At 58.9% G+C, this 18,684-nt stretch carries 12 protein-coding genes and 1 pseudogene; 10 read left to right on the top strand and 3 right to left on the bottom strand.

Annotated elements, in window-relative coordinates; translation table 11 throughout:
* Window positions 1-65 precede the first annotated feature (65 nt).
* Both speA and B3187_RS06710 read right to left on the bottom strand, forming a co-directional pair.
* On the bottom strand, window positions 66-1,988 hold the full coding sequence (gene speA, locus B3187_RS06715) for a biosynthetic arginine decarboxylase (protein WP_286805301.1): 1,923 nt from the start codon (window positions 1,986-1,988) through the stop codon (window positions 66-68).
* 342 nt (window positions 1,989-2,330) lie between these two features.
* The gene (locus B3187_RS06710) at window positions 2,331-3,956 is read right to left on the bottom strand and encodes a pectate lyase (RefSeq protein WP_286805299.1); all 1,626 of its coding nucleotides are present in this window, start codon (window positions 3,954-3,956) and stop codon (window positions 2,331-2,333) included.
* A gap of 278 nt (window positions 3,957-4,234) precedes the next feature.
* Here B3187_RS06710 and B3187_RS06705 point away from each other — a divergent pair, with 278 nt between their 5' ends.
* The 6 genes from B3187_RS06705 (at window position 4,235) to B3187_RS06680 (ending at window position 10,501) form a co-directional block, all read left to right on the top strand.
* Complete coding sequence (locus B3187_RS06705; protein ID WP_286805297.1) at window positions 4,235-5,119, top strand: phytanoyl-CoA dioxygenase family protein; 885 nt, start codon at window positions 4,235-4,237, stop codon at window positions 5,117-5,119.
* A gap of 204 nt (window positions 5,120-5,323) precedes the next feature.
* A complete protein-coding gene (locus tag B3187_RS06700) occupies window positions 5,324-5,776 on the top strand; it encodes an NUDIX hydrolase (RefSeq protein WP_286805296.1) in 453 nt (150 codons plus the stop codon).
* Between the two features lie 20 nt (window positions 5,777-5,796).
* Window positions 5,797-6,885, top strand: a complete 1,089-nt coding sequence (mnmA, locus tag B3187_RS06695) for a tRNA 2-thiouridine(34) synthase MnmA (protein ID WP_286805293.1) — start codon at window positions 5,797-5,799, stop codon at window positions 6,883-6,885.
* Between the two features lie 167 nt (window positions 6,886-7,052).
* Window positions 7,053-7,691, top strand: a complete 639-nt coding sequence (gene hflD / locus B3187_RS06690; protein WP_123637072.1) for a high frequency lysogenization protein HflD — start codon at window positions 7,053-7,055, stop codon at window positions 7,689-7,691.
* Window positions 7,692-7,839: 148 nt separating this feature from the next.
* Window positions 7,840-9,222: an adenylosuccinate lyase gene (purB, locus tag B3187_RS06685; RefSeq protein WP_286805290.1), complete on the top strand. Its 1,383-nt coding sequence runs from the start codon at window positions 7,840-7,842 to the stop codon at window positions 9,220-9,222.
* A 151-nt stretch (window positions 9,223-9,373) separates the two neighbouring features.
* Complete coding sequence (locus B3187_RS06680) at window positions 9,374-10,501, top strand: cupin domain-containing protein (RefSeq protein WP_286805289.1); 1,128 nt, start codon at window positions 9,374-9,376, stop codon at window positions 10,499-10,501.
* 28 nt (window positions 10,502-10,529) lie between these two features.
* On the opposite strand, the gene B3187_RS06675 is transcribed toward B3187_RS06680, so the two are convergent.
* Window positions 10,530-11,336: an IclR family transcriptional regulator gene (locus B3187_RS06675; RefSeq protein ID WP_286805288.1), complete on the bottom strand. Its 807-nt coding sequence runs from the start codon at window positions 11,334-11,336 to the stop codon at window positions 10,530-10,532.
* Between the two features lie 324 nt (window positions 11,337-11,660).
* Here B3187_RS06675 and B3187_RS06670 point away from each other — a divergent pair, with 324 nt between their 5' ends.
* The 4 genes and pseudogenes from B3187_RS06670 (at window position 11,661) to B3187_RS06655 (ending at window position 18,289) form a co-directional block, all read left to right on the top strand.
* The gene (locus B3187_RS06670) at window positions 11,661-13,760 is read left to right on the top strand and encodes a starch-binding protein (RefSeq protein WP_286805286.1); all 2,100 of its coding nucleotides are present in this window, start codon (window positions 11,661-11,663) and stop codon (window positions 13,758-13,760) included.
* A gap of 281 nt (window positions 13,761-14,041) precedes the next feature.
* Window positions 14,042-14,965, top strand: a pseudogene (locus B3187_RS06665) (endo-1,4-beta-xylanase); the annotation flags it as partial.
* A 92-nt stretch (window positions 14,966-15,057) separates the two neighbouring features.
* Window positions 15,058-16,347: an endo-1,4-beta-xylanase gene (locus B3187_RS06660; protein WP_286805285.1), complete on the top strand. Its 1,290-nt coding sequence runs from the start codon at window positions 15,058-15,060 to the stop codon at window positions 16,345-16,347.
* Between the two features lie 292 nt (window positions 16,348-16,639).
* On the top strand, window positions 16,640-18,289 hold the full coding sequence (locus B3187_RS06655; RefSeq protein ID WP_286805283.1) for a family 16 glycosylhydrolase: 1,650 nt from the start codon (window positions 16,640-16,642) through the stop codon (window positions 18,287-18,289).
* The last annotated feature ends 395 nt before the right edge of the window (window positions 18,290-18,684 follow it).

The following is an 18,684-nucleotide window of genomic DNA, read 5'->3' as shown; positions in this document are numbered from 1 at the left end:
CGTAGGGCGGATAAGGGCGAAGCCCGCATCCGCCGTTACCCTACACCACCCGGCGCTACCTTACGCTACCGCTCAAAATACGTATAACCCCGCAAACTATCGGTAAACGCTGCCAACATTTCCTGTCGGTCGGATACCGTAATGCGCCCATCGCGCACGGCCTGCTCGGCGGTGGCGCGAAACTGCTTGAACATCGCCTGGGGGTCGTATTCCACATAGCTCAACACATCGGCGATGCTGTCGCCGTGCAGCTCGTGCACAAACTCCATGCCACCTTCGTTGTTGATGCGAATGCTCGCCACGTTGGTGTCACCAAACAGATTGTGCAGGTCGCCCAGGGTTTCCTGATAGGCGCCCACCAGGAACACCCCCAGGTAATATTCTTCGCTGGCTTTGACCGGATGCACGGACAGGGTTTCGGTATTGCCGTGCGGCCCCGCGAAACGATCCAGCTTGCCATCACAGTCGCAGGTCAAATCGGCAATGATTGCCTGGCGCGTGGGCTTTTCGTTGAGCCGATGAATCGGCATGACCGGAAACACCTGCTCAATCGCCCAGGAGTCCGGGAGCGACTGGAATACGCTGAAATTGCCATAGTAAATATCGGCCAATTGCTGCGGAAGGGTTTCCAGCTCCGCCGGGATGCGCTTGAGCTCCGGCAGCAGTGCGGCAATTTTCTGCAGACCGGCCAGGTACAGATTTTCCCCGAACGCTCGCTCCCGCAGGCTGATTTCGCCGCGGTGGAACATATCGCGGATCTGGTCCCGGTAATAGGTGACGTCGTTGTAGCTTTCCTGCAGGTTGTTGGGCGCAATCACCCGAATGGCGTGCCACAGGTTGGCCAGCTGGGCATGACTGTCTTCCGGCAGGGCCTCTGGCAACGGCGCCGGATCAAAATGCCCAACATCCAGAATATTGAACAGCAACACCGAGGTGTGGGCCACGGTGGCCCGTCCGGATTCAGTGACAATCACCGGGTGCTCAATATCGTGGGGATCCAGCGCCTGCTGGATCGCTTCCACCACGTCCACGCAGTACTCCTGAACGGAGTAGTTCCGGCTGTGCCCGCTGGTACTGCAGGTACCGTCGTAGTCGATGGCCAGACCGCCGCCGAGGTCCATGTACCCCAGCGGCGCGCCTTCGGCCACCAGGTCAATGTAGTAACGGCAGGCCTCGAACACGCCGGCCCGAATGCTGCGAATATTGGGAATCTGGGAACCCAGGTGAAAGTGCAGCAGTTGGAAACAGTGCAACAGGCCCGCTTCGCGCAGGCTATCCACCACCTCCACCAGTTGGATGGCGGTGAGACCAAACAGGCTGCGATCACCGCTGTCTTCGCTCCAATGTCCCTCGACCTTGGTCGAGAGTTTGAGGCGCGCACCGATGAGCGGATCAACACCCAGGGCGCGGCTGCGCTCGATGATCAGCGGTACTTCTGCGGGGGTTTCCAGCACGAAAAAGCACTTGAAGCCCAGCTTGCGGGCCTGCAGGCCAAGGTCGATAAACTCGGCGTCTTTATAGCCGTTGCAGATGATCAGGCTTTCCCGGTTCTGCAGCGTGGACAGGGCGATCATCAGCTCAGCCTTGCTGCCCGCTTCCAGCCCGTGGTTGTAGCGCTCGCCAAAGCGGGCAATTTCCGCCACGATATGGCTCTGCTGGTTCACCTTGATCGGGAAGGCGCCGCGGTAGCAGCCCTGGTAGCCGGTGGTTTCCATCGCCTGGGCAAAAGATTCGTTCAGAATGCTGATACGGCTGTCCACCAGGTTTTCCAACCGCAGTAGAACCGGCATTTCCAGCCCGCGCTGCTGCAATCCGTGGGCGATATCCATCAGGGATACCGTCGCTCCCGCCTGGCCGTTGCTGGGTGAGCGTACCACCACTTCACCCTCGGGTGAGACGCCGAAATAGCCGCCTCCCCACTCTTCGATGCCATACAATTCAGATGAATGGCGTGCCGACCAGGCCTGGGATTCGTTGGATTCAGTCAATGCAGCAACCTACCTCTGTTTAACGTTGGCAAGCCCCCCGGGAGCCGGAGGGAGAAGATGTGCGAAAGGCGCGCAATTTTGCCCAAACCGGCCCCAATTGCAAACCTTTTTTTACCCGGCCCGCCAGTAGGTCGGATTAGCGCACAGCGCGTAATCCGACAAAAAGGCACAAGGCGGTGGTTCGTCGGGTTGTGCTCCACTAACCCGACTTACTTTTGTCTATCGGGCTACGCTTCGCTAACCCGACCTACGCCTGCTACGGCTGGCCCGCGGGCCGAGATCATTAAGGTCGTCAACCTTGCCAGAGTTTCCCTGTACGCGCAAACGACGCGAGCCGCGCCATCACTCACTCTGCGCCTCCAGGTAGCGAATCAACACCCCCATGTTCCTGATAAACGCCCCCGTGGAAATTCCCATGACCGGCTCCTCCGCCCGATAGGGTGAGGTATCCCACTGATCCCCCACGTGTCGGCTGCCAAAATCGCCCGCCGCAACCGCCTCTGGGGCCGGCCCGATATAGGGGTTGGAGGTAAAGCGCAGGGGCGTCGGCCAATAGCCCTGGCCGTTCAGGGTGGCGCGCACCCGGGCCGCATCGGCGGCCAGGTCACCGGTATCCACCGCCTCCTGAGCCCGGGTATTGAGGTCGGACACGCTGACATTGCCCAGAGTGAAAAAGCGGGGCAAATCGGCGCTTTGGGGCTCCAGCAACGGTGAGCCTCGGGTGGCCTCCTCCCGGGGCATGGCTTTTACCGCCCGATAGAGGGACCACAGCGCCTCGACATCGATATGCCGGGTGGAGCGATAATGGGAGAGAGCGTCGTCCGGGCTGTAATCGGCATAGTACTCGCCGTTGGTCACGTTGGAGCCCCGCCGGTGGGTGTGTAGGGCTTTTCCGGTCCCGACTTCCACAAAGGTGGGATGGGTGCGTCCATCTCGCTGCTCACTTTCGGGCAGGCGCACCCGATCAAGCCAATCCAGCGCGGCAGGGATCGGCGCCAGAAACTTGGTATCGCCGGTCAGACGGTAAAACTTGATCAGTTGATAGACATTGGCTGCCGTGGTACCCGGCGACAGGGACTTGGGCTCATAGGTGCGTGCCCCGGCAGGCTCCAGCTCCAGCGTGTATTGCATGGCCCAGCCGGGCTGGGGCGGCCCCATCCGGGTAACCAGGAAGCTGTTCATGGCCCGAATCACCGGCTCGCGCAAGTCCGAGCGGCCCAGGGCCTGATAGCACAGCAGCAGGAACTCAATGTTCTCCTGGGCCACATCATCATTGAAAGTCAGGAACGAAGTGTAATCCGGCTGGCCATCTTTGGAGTGCTCGTAACGCAGGGGATAGCGCTGGGGCCAGCCACCGATCGGGTATTGGCTGTCGAGGACAAACTGGATCGCCCGTTCCAGAGCCGGGCGATAGCGTGGGTCCCGCTCAATCATATACAGGCGCAGGAGAAACTTCGCCGACTCCATGGTGCCCGCGTCATCAAAGGTGGCATTGCCGTAATAATGCTGGAACTCCTCCAGCCGCCAGGCGTTCTTCCCCACGGTGTTGTACCAGTGCTTCAGGGATTCCTCCCCGGCGTAGTCCGCCACATAGTTCCAGCCGCCGGAGGGGTGCTGTGCCCAGATCAGGGCATTGGCCACCTCCTGTGCCGCCTCGTAGTAATAGCGGTCCCCCGTTGCGGCCAGGGCATCGAGGTAGAGATGCCCTACTGTGGCGGTGCCCGGGGGTTGAATCCAGATCATGGTGCGCTTGGCCTCCAGCTCCCCCCAGACCCGGGAGAAGTCCGGCAGGTAGGACCAGAGGTATCCGCCACGAAAACTCACCTCCTCGCGCATAAAGCGGGTGGCGTCTTTCATGGTCGCTTCAATGTCGGAACGGGATGGGCCGTCGGCCAGTGCGGACAGCGGGTACACGGAAAGCAGTACGACCAGCCACCGAAGTAGCTGAGCTCGGGTCATGCGAATCATCTCTCTCACCTTTTTGTCATCGTAATTATTGTTAATGGATGTGTTTTTATACTTGGATATTAGCGGTTCCAACCGCAAGGTCCCAAGGACTTTACCCGTCTTTTCACTTTTCGCACACTATAAATATTTCACATGCAATTGGTTTTTTAAATAAAAAGCGGGGTTGAACGCTCCACTCCTAGACCCTATTTCTCCAGCGCAGGCTTGGCCAAAGCTTTCTTCTTTAGTGAACCGATTGATTCCTGCGAATGATGACAGTGAATTAAGGAGGAATGACCTTGCTTAAACGATACGATCCCTACCCCTCCCGCACTGGTGACGTCGAACAGATCATACCGCGCACCGACCCGGTCATTTACGGTGCGGGCCACAGCGACCGCCCGCACGGGCTATCCGGCGAGCAGCTGGCGCACTACGAACAGAAAGGCTTTCTCACCCTGCCCGGCCTGATGGGCGACACGCTCGACACCATTCGCGCCGAAGCGGACGCGCTCAAAACCACCATGGCGGGCCGAGAAGAGCTGTACACCGAGCCCGACAGCGGTGAACTGCGCACCATTTTCAAGCCCCATGCCTACAGCGAAACCATTGCCCGCATCGCTCGGGACCCGCGCATTCTGGAACCGGTGAAACAGATTCTGGGCTCCGACGTGTACCTCACCCAGTCCCGCATCAACCGTAAACCGGCGTTCAAGGGCCGCTCCTTCGCCTGGCATTCGGACTTTGAAACCTGGCACGTCGAGGATGGCATGCGCCACATGCGGGCCGTCACCGCCTGGATCATGCTGACCGATAACCACGAGTACAACGGGCCGCTGTATGTGATTCCCGGCTCCCACAAACACTATGTGTCCTGCGCCGGCACCACCGAGGAGAAGAACTACCGCAAGTCTCTGAAAAAGCAGGTGGCGGGTGTACCCAGCAAGGAGTCCCTGGAAACGCTCTTGAAAGACCACACCATCGAAGGGCTTTATGGCAAAGCCGGCACCCTGGTGCTGCACGAGTGCAACATTCTGCACGGCTCACCGGACAACATTTCCGGCGACCCTCGGGCGTTGTTGATGTTTGTCTATAACAGTGTGGAGAATGAGTTGGAGCAGCCGTTTAGTGGGCAGGCGCCGCGGCCCCATTATCTGGCCGACAGGGAGCCGAAGGTGTTGTAGCGTGTTGGAATTGCGGTAACGGCCACAGCACGGTAGGGCGGATGCGGGTTATACCGCTGCGCTCGGCTCCGCCCTACGCGACCTTTCGTGCCCCAACCCTTGCCGATTCCCCATCTATCAACCTGACTCGCCCCCGTGTCGCCGGGCGTCAAATCCGGTAAACTGTGCCTTTCGCTTGCAAATTCCCCGACGACAAGGATTCTTATGACCTGGGCACCCCACGTGACCGTGGCCACTGTGGTGGAGCGGGACGGCCGTTTTCTGTTTGTGTATGAACACGCCGATGAGCGCGATGTCTACAACCAACCGGCCGGCCATCTGGAACCCGGGGAAAGTCTGGTCGAGGCGGCGATTCGGGAAACCCTTGAGGAAACCCGTTGGCTGGTGAAACCCACCGCCCTGCTGAGTATCAGCCTGTACAATGCGCCGGCCAATGGCGTGACCTACCTGCGGCACACCTTTGTGGCCGAGGCCCTGAAGGAAATTCCCGAGCAACCCCTGGATGACGGCATCATTGAGCCGCGCTGGCTGACCCGGGATGAGCTTCTGACCTGTAAAGCCCAGTGGCGCAGCCCCATGGTATTGGACGCCGTCGACGAGTACCTCAGCGGCAAACGCTATCCGCTGGAGCTTCTGCACCGTCAGCAGCACAACTGATTGAACAACACCGGATTCTCATGACAGCAGACACCAAACCCCGCGTCATCGTCGGCATGTCCGGCGGCGTCGACTCCTCGGTCACCGCCCTGATCCTGCAGCAGCAGGGCTATCAGGTCGAAGGCCTGTTTATGAAAAACTGGGACGAAGACGACGGCACCGAATACTGCACCGCCAAGGACGACCTGGCGGACGCCCAGCGCGTGGCCGACCGGCTGGGCATCAAGTTGCACACCGCCAACTTTGCCGCCGAGTACTGGGACAATGTATTTGAGCACTTCCTGGCCGAATACAAAGCCGGACGTACTCCCAACCCGGATATCCTGTGCAATCGGGAAATCAAGTTCAAAGTCTTTATTGAATACGCCGAAATGCTCGGCGGTGAACTGATCGCCACCGGTCACTATGTGCGCCGTCAGGACCGGGACGGGCGCACCTATTTATTGAAAGGCCTGGACCCCAACAAGGACCAGAGCTACTTTCTGCACGCGGTCGGTGAGGCCGAATTTGCCCGCAGCCTGTTTCCGCTGGGGGATATCGAAAAGCCCCAGGTGCGTCGCATTGCCGAAGAATACGGCCTGGCCACCGCCAAGAAGAAAGACAGCACCGGCATCTGCTTTATCGGCGAGCGCCGTTTCAAGGACTTTCTGCAGCAATACCTGCCCGCCCAGCCCGGCACCATCGAGACGCCCGAAGGCCAGGTCATCGGCGAGCACGCCGGCCTGATGTACTACACCATCGGCCAGCGCCAGGGCCTGGGTATTGGCGGCGTGGCCGGTGCGAGCGAAGCGCCCTGGTTTGTGGCGCAGAAGGACCTGGAGCGCAATGTGCTGATTGCCGTGCAGGGGGAGCACCCGCTGCTGTATAACAACGGACTGGAGGCGAGCCAGATTCACTGGATCAACGGCGAAGCGCCCGCACCGGTATTCCGCTGCATGGCCAAGACCCGCTACCGGCAGGCCGACCAGGCGTGTGAGATCACCGTGGATGGCGACCGTATGAAAATTGACTTTGATGAGCCCCAGCGTGCCATCACCCCCGGCCAATCCGTTGTGTTGTATGACGGAGATGTATGTCTCGGCGGCGCGGTGATTGAGCGGGCAGTGTGATTCACGCTTTGGTAACGGCGGATGGGAGTCATACCGCTGCGCTCGGCTCCGCCCTACGGATAGCACGCGGCAGGTGGCGTAGGGCGGATAAGCCGGAGACGCATCCGCCGCAACCCAACCCTGAGCATCCACAGCCATCATATTTACAATGAGGACCTATTAACCCCGTGACTGACAAGCTCGAAAACGCCACCATCGCCCTGGCGGGCCTCTTCCAGGCCGCCGGCCTCGTGGAACAACTGGCCAAAACCGGCTACGTACCCAGCGACGCCTATCGCTGCACCATCGAGAGCCTGTTCGCCATGGACCCGCCCAACACCCGGGCGGTGTACGGGAACACCCTCGCCCACCTCATTCCCGGGCTGGAAATCCTCCAGGCCACCCTGGAGCCCGGCAACCAGCAACACAAAGACGCCCTGCGTTACAGCCTTGGGGTACTGCACCTGCAGCGCAAGCTCAGTGCGCGCAAGGACATGCTGGGCGTATTGGGCACTCGCCTTAAACAGGCGGCCCGACAGGCTGAGCTGTTCTCCAGCACCCACGAGAATGTGATCGGTAACCTGGGGGACCTGTACAAGGAAACCATCAGCACCTTCCGCTTTCGCATTCAGGTGACCGGGGATCAGGGGTATCTGCAACAGGCCCGTATCGCCAATCAGGTCCGCGCCCTGTTGTTGGCGGGCATCCGTTCGGCCACCTTATGGCGGCAGGTGGGTGGCAGCCGGTGGCAGTTGATTTTTCAGCGCAAGAAGTTGGCCCAGACGGTGGATCGGTTGTTGCGCGAGGCGAAAGCCGAGTTGCGTTGAAGTGAGTCCAGGTGGGTTACGGCGGATAAGGGCGAAGCCCGCATCCGCCGTCACCATTGCGCTCGGCCCATACAACGCGCAAAATCACCCATTTTCCGGTACAATGCCCGCCTTTTCCAATCCGTTTGAACCCAAGCAAGAGACTCCCATGGCATCCGCAACCTTCGACCAACTCACGCCCCTGAACGCTGTTTCCCCCATTGATGGCCGCTACGGCAGCAAAACCGCTGATCTGCGCGCGGTTTTCAGCGAATTTGGCCTGATTCACTGCCGCGTCGCGGTGGAAGTGCGCTGGTTGCAGCGCCTGAGCGAACACCCCGACATCGCCGAAGTGCCGGCCTTCAGCAAAGAGACCCATCAGAAGCTGGATGCCATTGTGGCCGATTTCAGCGAGGCCGAAGCGGAGCAGATCAAGGAGATTGAGCGGACCACCAACCACGACGTGAAAGCCGTGGAATACTTCCTGAAGAAGCAGTTCGCCGGCAACAAAGAGCTGGAAGCGGTACTCGAGTACGTGCATTTCGCCTGCACCAGCGAGGACATCAACAACCTGTCCCACGCCCTGATGCTCAAGGCCGGTCGCGAACAGCTGCTGACTCAGGCACAGCAGATCACCGATGCCATCGCCAAACTGGCCCACGACTACGCCGCTGACCCCATGCTCTCGCGTACCCACGGCCAGACCGCCTCCCCCACCACCGTGGGCAAGGAAATGGCCAACGTCGTGGCGCGCCTGCGCCGTCAGATCAAGCAGATTGAACAGGTCGAGCTGTTGGGTAAAATCAACGGCGCCGTGGGCAACTACAACGCCCACCTGGCCACCTACCCGAACATCGACTGGGCCGCCAACGCCCAGACCTTTGTCGAAGGCCTGGGCCTGACCTGGAACCCCTACACCACCCAGATCGAACCCCACGATTACATCGCCGAGCTGTTCGATGCCATTGCCCGGTTCAACACCATCCTGATCGATTTCGACCGGGACGTCTGGGGCTATATTTCCCTGGGTTACTTCAAGCAGAAGACCATCGCCGGTGAAGTGGGCTCCTCCACCATGCCCCACAAGGTCAATCCCATCGACTTTGAAAACTCCGAGGGCAACCTGGGCCTGGCCAACGCGGTGTTTACCCACCTGGCTCAGAAGCTGCCGATTTCCCGCTGGCAGCGCGACCTGACCGACTCTACCGCCCTGCGCAATATGGGTGTGGGTTTTGGTTACAGCTTTATCGCTTATGCCTCCACCCTCAAAGGGATCGGCAAGCTGGAAATCAACCGCGCTCGCCTGGCAGCGGACCTGGACAACGCCTGGGAAGTGCTGGCCGAGCCCATTCAGACCATCATGCGTCGCTATAACGTTGAAGAGCCTTACGAGAAGCTCAAGGCGCTGACTCGCGGACAAACCATCAACCAGCAGGTGTTGAATGATTTTGTCGACGGGCTGGATATTCCCGAAGACGCCAAGGCTGCCATGCGGGCGTTGACGCCGGGGAATTACATTGGGAATGCCGAGGCGCAGGCGAAGAAAATTTAGTTCAGGTAACGGCGGATGCGCTTCGCTTATCCGCCCTACGTATAGCACAGAGGTTGCGTAGGGCGGAGCCGAGCGCAGCGGTATAACCCGCATCCGCCGTAACCAAACGCCGTAACCCAACCATCAACCCTGCACAACAACGGTCTCCTCCATGCCCCTGACCCACCTGGGCGATATGCCCGTCGAAACTTTCCTGCGCGACTACTGGCAACAAAAACCGCTGCTGATCCGCAACGCCTTTCCGGATTTCGAATCGCCTCTGGACGGCGACGAACTTGCCGGCCTGGCACTGGAAGACGAGGTGGAATCGCGCCTGGTATTGGAAAAGGGAAAAACGCCCTGGGAACTCCGCCAGGGGCCCTTCGAGGAAGACGACTTCGCTGCCCTGCCCCCGAGCCACTGGACGCTGCTGGTTCAGGCCGTGGATCAGTGGGTACCGGAGGTTCAGGAGTTGCTGCACCACTTCCGTTTCCTGCCCGACTGGCGGCTGGATGACATCATGGTGAGCTACGCCGTGGATCAGGGCAGTGTCGGCCCGCATTTCGATTACTACGATGTCTTCCTGCTACAGGGAAACGGCAAGCGGCGCTGGCGCATCGGGCAGACGTGCGACAGCCAAAGTCCCAAGGTGGAAGATACCGCGCTGAATATTCTGCAAGACTTTGAGGGCACGGAAGACTGGGTACTGGAGCCCGGCGACATGCTCTATATTCCGCCCGGTGTCGCTCACTGGGGCACCGCGGAGGGCGACGACTGCATCACCTACTCCATCGGCTTTCGCGCTCCGAGCGTGGCGGATATCTTTACCGAGCTGAGCCAGGATATTGCCAGCCGGCTGACAAACGACCAACGGTACCGGGACCCGGCAATGGCCCCTGCGGAAAACCCCGGCGAAATTCCGGCGGACACCCTGAACGCACTGGACGCATTGATTCAGAGCCACCTGACGCCCGAGGCCATTCAGGATTGGTTCGGCCGTTATATGACCACCCCGAAATACCCCGACCTGGAGCCGGAAGTCGCGGAGGAAAACGGAGAGGATTGGACCGGAGTCCCTAACCTGGAACGTCACCCGACCAGTCGCTTTGCCTACTCCACCGACGGCGATCAGGCGACGCTCTATGTGGATGGAGAACAGTATTCCTGTTCACGTGCACTGGCTGAATGCCTGTGCGCTGACATTGCACCGGAAACCCGTGAGCTTAAAGCCAGCGCTCAGTCCGAGCAGGATATCGCACTCGTCAGCGAATTGGTTGTGGACGGAAAACTCTGGGCGTGAGCTACCCTGGCATACGCGGCCGGCAGCTCTACACACCGCCGAGCTGGCCGCTGATTCGATTGGTGGCGTTTTTCAGCCGCTCCAACACTTCTTCTTGTGTGCAGGGCAAGGGATTGCACTGAATAAACGGAACAGTCAGTGCGGCGACCGGGCCTTCCCGCCCCATCACCGGACAGGCAAGGTCCGTTACTCCGTCCACAAAGTCACTGGCCCGACACATATAGCCTTGAGCCGCCGCCTGCTCTGCTTCAGCCAAAAACGACGGCATCCGCTGCCCCTGTTCGTCCGACGCCTCCAGCGCAGGGCGCCAGGCGGCCCGCTCCTGCTCCGAGCGCAACCCGTACAGCAACAGCCCCGACGCCGCCTCAATGACCCGGCGTCGATAACCCAGGCGCACGGCAAAGCCCAGATCCCGGGGGCTTTCAATGCGTGCGACCACCACTACCTGATCACCCGAGGCAACCACCAGATGGCAGGACTGACCCACGTCTTGCGCCAACTCCTTCATGATCGGCAATGCCACATCCAACAAGGTGCGAGTCGGGGCCTGAGCCATGCCCAGAGTAAACAGATGATTGGTAAGCTCGTAGCCTTCCCCGTTTTCAGACTGGGCGATGTAACCCCGATACTCCAGCGTCAACACCATCCGGAATAACTCACTCACCGAACGTCCCAACTGCGACGCAATTTGAGAAGTCGTCAGCGGTACGCCCTCACGCGCTAACAATTCGAGCACATCCAGACCTTTTTCAAGGGCCGGTGCACGATACTTGCGTTCGGTTTCATCATTGGAACTGCTACCCGGTGAATCCTGTGCGGTAGAAGGCTTGGCCATGGTCACTCCTGAGTGCAAATTATCACTCAAAGATACCACAGAAATTTTACATGTAAAAACGAAACCACTACCTTCCGGCAGACCTCCGTCAAACGGACGATTCACCCAACGTGATGCAGTGCACATTGAGGTCGATTACATCCGGTCGCCCCGAAGCTGCATACGTATTCATCTTGCCCGGGCGACCCAAAAGGCTTTCCAATGAAAACCGAGCGACGCAGACCACAATAATCAGTCGCTGATGTCATCCCAACCTCCCGAACTTGCGCAATGTGCAAGTTAAAAAAACATAACACCAATAGACATTTCGAGAATGGAGGTTTTATGCAAAACCACAATAACCCCTTACTTCCGCGATTGTGTCACTGGCTCGCCGGTGCCTTTTCGATTACTTTATTCAGCATCTCTGGCGCCTTTGCCCAGCCCGCCCCCGGCGACACATTCGTCCACTTGTTTGAATGGCGCTGGAGCGACATCGCCACCGAATGTGAACAGCACTTGGGCCCGAAAGGTTACGCGGGCATCCAGGTATCACCACCCCAGGAACACATCCAGGGCGACGCCTGGTGGACCCGTTATCAACCGGTGAGTTCTACCATCGACAACAGCCGCAGTGGCACCCGCGCTGAATTTATCGACATGGTGCAACGCTGTGACGCTGCCGGCGTGGATATCTATGTCGATGCCGTGATCAACCACACCGCTGCCGGTTCCGGCGTAGGCACCAACGGCAGCAATTATTCCTACGGCACCAGCTACCCGGAATTTTCCACCAACGACTTCCACGCACCCTGCGATATCAGCGGCAGCGATTACGCGAGCAATGCCTGGGCGGTGCGCAACTGTCGGCTGGTAGGCCTACCGGACCTGGACACGGGAGCAGAGTACGTCCGGCAAACCCTGGCCAACTATCTGAATGACCTGATCAACATCGGCGTCAAAGGCTTTCGCCTGGATGCGTCCAAACATATGAGCCCGACGGACATTAACGCCATCACCAGCCGCCTCAATGGCAACCCCTATATTTTTCAGGAAGTGATTGATCTGGGCGGCGAAGCGGTCAGTGCCGGTGAATACCTGAGTGGCGGCGACGTGACCGAATTCCGGTACAGCGCCGAGCTGGGTAATCAATTTAAAAACGGCCAACTGAACTGGCTGCAGAACTTCGGCGAGAGCTGGGGTTTTATCAGCGGCGGCTCCGCGGTGGTCTTTACCGACAACCACGACAATCAGCGCGGCCACGGTGCCGGCGGCAGCAATGTGCTGACCTATAAAGACGGCTCACTGTACGACCTGAGCAACGTCTTCATGCTCGCCTGGCCCTATGGCTACCCTAAAGTCATGTCCAGCTTTGACTTCTCGGACAGCGAGGCGGGCCCGCCCAGCGCGCCGGTGCACAACAACGGGAACCTGAACTGCTATGGCTCCGACTGGAAGTGCGAACACCGCTGGCGCCCCATCGCCAACATGGTGGCTTTCCGCTCCGCCGTTGGCGATCAGCCGGTCAACAACTGGTGGGATAACGGGAGCAATCAGATTGCCTTCGGGCGTGGCGATGCCGGCTTTGTCATCATCAACCGGGAAGGCAACCAACTGACTCGCACCTTCAGCACCAACCTGCAGGAAGGTGAGTATTGCAACGTGATCGACGGCGATTTCGACAGCGGTAGCTGCTCCGGCGAAATCCTCTGGGTGAACGCCCAGGGTCAGGTGGACGTCAGCCTGGACGGCATGACCGCCGCCGCCATTCACCGCGATGCGCGCGTGGGTACCGATCCCGAACCGGAACCCGAGCCGGAACCTGACACCATCAACGCCAACAGCATCTGCCTGAGCAACCAGACAGGCTACAGCAATCCGCACATCTACTACTGGAGCCCGAGCCCCAGCGGCGCCCTGGCCAGCACGACCTGGCCCGGCGAAGCCATGACTGCCCAGGGTGACTACCATTGCTTTGATCCGGGCGCGGCACTCAGCTCCCTGAACATCGTGTTCAACGACAACGGCGGTGCCCAGACCTCCGACCTGACTTACACCGGCGACGGTTGCTACAGCAACGGCCATTGGCAGAGCCTGGAGCAGTGCGGCTTTACGGTCGACGACGGCACTCAGACGAGCCCCTCGCCCAGCGAGAGCACCTACGTCTGCTATGACAACGCCAACGGCTACAGCAACCCGCACATGCACTTCTGGAATGCCAGCCCCAGCGGTGTATTGGCGGATAGCAACTGGCCCGGGGTCGCACTGGAAGCCAACAATGGATTTTACTGCTACGACACCGGCGCTGAGCTCACCGACCTCAATGTTGTATTCAACGACAATGGCGGCGCTCAGACCGCCGACCTGACCATGACCGGCGGCAACACCTGCTACCAAAATGGGCAATGGACAGCGTTATCAAATTGCGGGGTGAGCGCCCCCTAGGCAGATTATTGCGCTGAAACCCTTGAGGGGCGCGGCTGCGCCCCTTTTTTTGTGCGTCCACTCAACAGCCATTGGTCAACCTGAACTCTTGTGGTATATTTGACTACAACGGGCCAATAAAGCGATCAGCCCGACCGATTCAATAACCATAACCAGGTGATCCCATGCCAATCGCAATGAAAAACCGCTTTACTCTGCTCACCACCGCCCTGATGGCGCTGGGCCTGTCCGCCTGCGGCGGCAGCAACAGCGGACCCGAACTGGAATTTCCCGACCGGCCTTCAAGCTCTTCCTCGAGTTCTTCCAGTTCCTCATCCAGTGAATCGAGCAGCGAAAGCTCCAGCAGTGTCTCCACGTCCGTCACCTTTGTCGGCAACATCACCACCAATGGCGCTGTCCGTGACGACTTCATGCAGTACTGGGATCAGATCACCCCGGAAAATGAAGGCAAGTGGGGCTCGGTGGAAGGCACCCGGGATCAGTACAACTGGGGACCGCTGGATGCCATCTATGAATTTGCCCGTGCCAACGACATTCCGGTGAAAGGCCACGTTCTGGTCTGGGGCAGCCAGCAGCCGAACTGGATTGCGGACTTGAGCCCGGAGGAGCAGCGCGCGGAAATCGAAGAGTGGATCAGTGACTACTGTGATCGCTACCCTGATACCGCGATGATGGACGTTGTGAACGAAGCGCTGGAAGGACATGCTCCAGCCAGGTACGCAGAAAGCGCCTTTGGCGAAGAATGGATTATCGAGTCCTTCAAACTGGCTCGCGAGCACTGCCCCGATACGATTCTTATCTACAACGACTTCAACTTCCTGACCTGGGACAACCAGGCAATCATCGATTTGATCACTCCTCTGGTGGAATCCGGTTACGTGGACGCGCTGGGCGTTCAGGCACACGGCCTATATGCGCCAAAAGTCTGGACGGCGCAAGAAATCGAGGACAATCTTGACAACATCGCCGAACTGGGTCTGCCCATCTACGTATCGGAGTACGACATTGAAGAAACCGATGACGAAACACAACTCGAGCGCATGCAGACACACTTCCCGGTTTTCTACAATCATCCCGATGTGGTCGGTATAACCCTCTGGGGCTATGTGGTCGGCTCTACCTGGCGTGAAGGTACTGGCCTGATCACCAGCGACGGTGAGCAACGCCCCGCCATGCAGTGGTTGATGGAATACCTGAACCGCTAATCGGCAAACTGCATTTTTACCGCAATTGACCAAGACGAACCGGGGCCTGAGCCCCGGTTCGCACAATTCAATAACACGAATCAGGTGACCCCATGTCAATCGCAATGAAAAACCGCTTTACTCTGCTCACCACCGCCCTGATGGCGCTGGGCCTGTCCGCCTGCGGCGGCAGCAACAGCGGACCCGAACTGGAATTTCCCGACCGGCCTTCAAGTTCTTCCTCGAGCTCTTCCAGTTCCTCATCCAGTGAATCGAGCAGCGAAAGCTCCAGCAGCAGTAGCGAACCCAGTGTTTTCAGCGTGACCGCTGATTACAACCTGTATGCGGAAGCGCCCACCGACTCCCCCGTCGGCGTCGCCGTATCGGCCGCTAACGAGAATTACAGTATTTTCAACCACAGCGATGCCATTGAACGCCAGGATGTCATCGCCACTCACTTCAACCAGCTCACCGCTGGCAACATCATGAAGATGAGTTACCTGCACCCGACTGAAGACAATTTTACTTTCGATGATGCCGATCAGTTGGTCAACTTCGCCCAGAGCAACGGTATGACCGTACACGGCCACGCCCTGCTCTGGCATCCAGACTATCAGGTGCCTAACTTTATGCGGAATTACGGCGAAGGGTGGCAGGACATGCTGACCGCCCACGTCGAAGGCATTCTCAACCACTTCGACCCCGAAGTGGTGGTCAGCTGGGACGTGGTCAACGAAGCGGTAGATACCGATACGGAAGACGGATGGCGCCATTCGTTGTTCTACAACTACGCACCGCCCGCTGAAGGTGAAGTGCCCGAGTACATCGAAGTGATGTACCAGGCCGCACGGGATACCCAGCCGGACGTTGATCTGTACTACAACGATTACGACAACACCGCCAATGCCGGTCGCCTGGAGAAGACCCTGGAAATTGCCGAGCACCTCGACGGCCTGGGCCTCATCGATGGCGTCGGCTTCCAGATGCATGTGTACATGGACTACCCGGACATCACCAACTTCCGGAACGCGTTCCAGGACGTGGTGGACATGGACCTGAAAGTGAAAGTCACCGAACTGGACGTTGCCGTGGTCAATCCCTACGGTGGCAATGCGCCGGACACCCTGACCTACGACGCCGAACTGGCAGGCGCCCAGAAGCTGCGGTTCTGTGAAATCGCCGAAGTTTACCTGGAGGTTGTTCCGGAAGCACTGCGCGGCGGCTTCACCGTCTGGGGACTTACCGATGACGAAAGCTGGCTGATGAACCAGTTCGCCAACGCCACCGGTAATGACTACGACGACGTCTGGCCGCTGCTGTTCAACGCCGACTTGAGTGCCAAGCCCGCCCTCGAAGGCGTCGCTCAGGCATTCCGTGGCGAGACCTGCACCAGCGAGTTTTAAGCTGAACGATGGAAAGCGGTGGATGACGGGGCCTTTGGTCCCTTATCCACCCTACGAACCCGGCAACAACTGCTGAGCACCTGTAGGGTGGATCGGTCCGACGTTTCGGAGCGTCATCCACCTATATCCACCGCACCTCATCCTGTGATCCACCCCACAAACTGACCACATTTCCCGTCCCACTTTACGCCCCCACCCCAAAGTGAGATACCCACATCACCCGCCTGTGCTTTGCTGACAGCGCCGTTTAACGGCCATCTCAATAAAACTCACTTGCACAGCGAGGATAATAATGATGTATCGAAACCTTCCCGCGCTTTTCAGCGCACTGCTACTCATGATCAGCGTCAGCGTTCAGGCACAAAACGACAACCTGGCACAAAATGCCACTGCTTCCGCCAGCACCCAGGATCTCGCGGCCAGCAACGCTATTGATGGCGACCCCAACACCCGTTGGGCTTCAGCGGCGCAGACTGACCCGTCCCACATAACCATCGACCTCGGACAACAGTATGCCCTGTCCAGCGTCGTCATTCACTGGGAAGCGGCTAACGCGGACACTTACCAGATACTTGGCTCCAACGACGGAGGTAACTGGACGACGCTGGCCACAGAAACCGGCGGCACATTCGGAGACCGAACGGATACCATCAATGTCGCGGGCAACTTCCGCTACGTGCGCATGAACGGCATCAGCCGCAGTGCTGGTAATGAATGGGGCTATTCCATTTGGGAGCTGGAAATTTACGGCCAGAGCGGCGGCGCAGGCAGCGTGCAAACACTGCAGGCCGAAGATTATATCAACGCCTACGACACCACGGCAGGCAACACGGGTGGCGCCTATCGCAGCGGCGATGTCGACATTGAAGCCAGTACCGACGACGGTGGCGGCTACAATGTCGGCTGGATCGACGCCGGGGAATGGCTGGAATACACCATCAACCTGGACGCCGACACCTACACAGTGAGCTCCCGCGTCGCCTCGGACATCGGCGGTGGCCAGTTCACCATCGACCTGAACGGCTCTGAAATCGTTGGTACCCAGAACGTCGGCAATACCGGTGGCTGGCAAAGCTGGACTACCCTGACCTCCTGGCCCATCGCTCTGCCGGCGGGGCAGCACACCGTGCGGGTCAAAGTTCAAAGCGGAAACTTCAACCTCAATTGGGTGCGTTTCGAACCGGGCAGCGACGGCACCGATCCAGCCCCTCAGCCCGTGTGGAGCGACGAGTTCGACACTATCGACAGCAACAGCTGGACCTTTGAGACCGGTGGCTGGGGCTGGGGCAACCAGGAGCTGCAGTACTATACCGGCGGCGACAACGCCTTTATTCAGTACGACTCCGAAGTGGACAGCAATGTACTGGTGCTGGAGGCCCGCCAGGAAAACCCGCAAGGTTACGAGTGCTGGTATGGCTACTGCAGCTACACCTCAACCCGCATGATTTCCAAAGGCAAGCAGGAGTTCGAGTACGGGCGCATGGAAGCCCGCATCAAGCTACCCCAAACCCAGGGCATCTGGCCTGCCTTCTGGATGATGGGCAATGACTTTGACCAGGTCGGTTGGCCCAACAATGGCGAAATCGACATCATGGAACATGTCGGCTTCGAGCCCAACCTGACCCACGGCGCCCTGCACGGCCCGGGCTACTCCGGCGACACCCCGATCAACGGCACCCACGACCTGGGCGAGTCCGCCGACGCCAACTACCATGTATACGCTGTGGAGTGGGATGAAAACGGCATCGACTGGTATGTGGACGACATCAACTTCTACAGTGTGACTCGTTCGGAGGTGGAACAATACGGCAACTGGGTGTACGACCATCCCTTCTTCTTTCTGCTAAACATTGCCATTGGCGGAAGCTGGCCCGGCGAACCCGACGGCACCAGCCAGTTCCCCCAGCGCATGTATGTCGATTACGTGCGGGTCTACCAGTAAACCGATCAACGAGATCGTCGCAGAATAGCCGTCTGCGACCGTCCCCCTTTTCTAAATCCCCAAACGCAATAACCAGTCACCGCCCACAAACCAAATCGTCTATAAATCCACCATAACCGGCCCCAAAACAGTGCGCCATGATCAATACTGTAACTAAGGCGAAGCCAATGGCTTCCTCGGATACCGAACCACCCACAGGCCCTGAGGAAAAACGTCATGATTCGTGCACTGTTCTCCGTATCTGCCCTGTTCATCGCGCTATCACTGCCCCAAGCCCTGGCTGACAATCACGGCGACCTCTACGAAAACATCCAGTTGGACGACATTTTCCAACAGATGGACCTGACCCTGCGTCGGCGTAACGACGTCATGGAGGTAATGAATCAGTTCCGGGA

It is taken from the genome of Marinimicrobium sp. UBA4209 (assembly GCF_002381585.1).
GTDB classification, from domain to species: domain Bacteria; phylum Pseudomonadota; class Gammaproteobacteria; order Pseudomonadales; family Cellvibrionaceae; genus Marinimicrobium; species Marinimicrobium koreense.
Note: the sequence above shows the minus strand (reverse complement) of the source record. Positions and strands in the feature narration are given on the sequence as shown.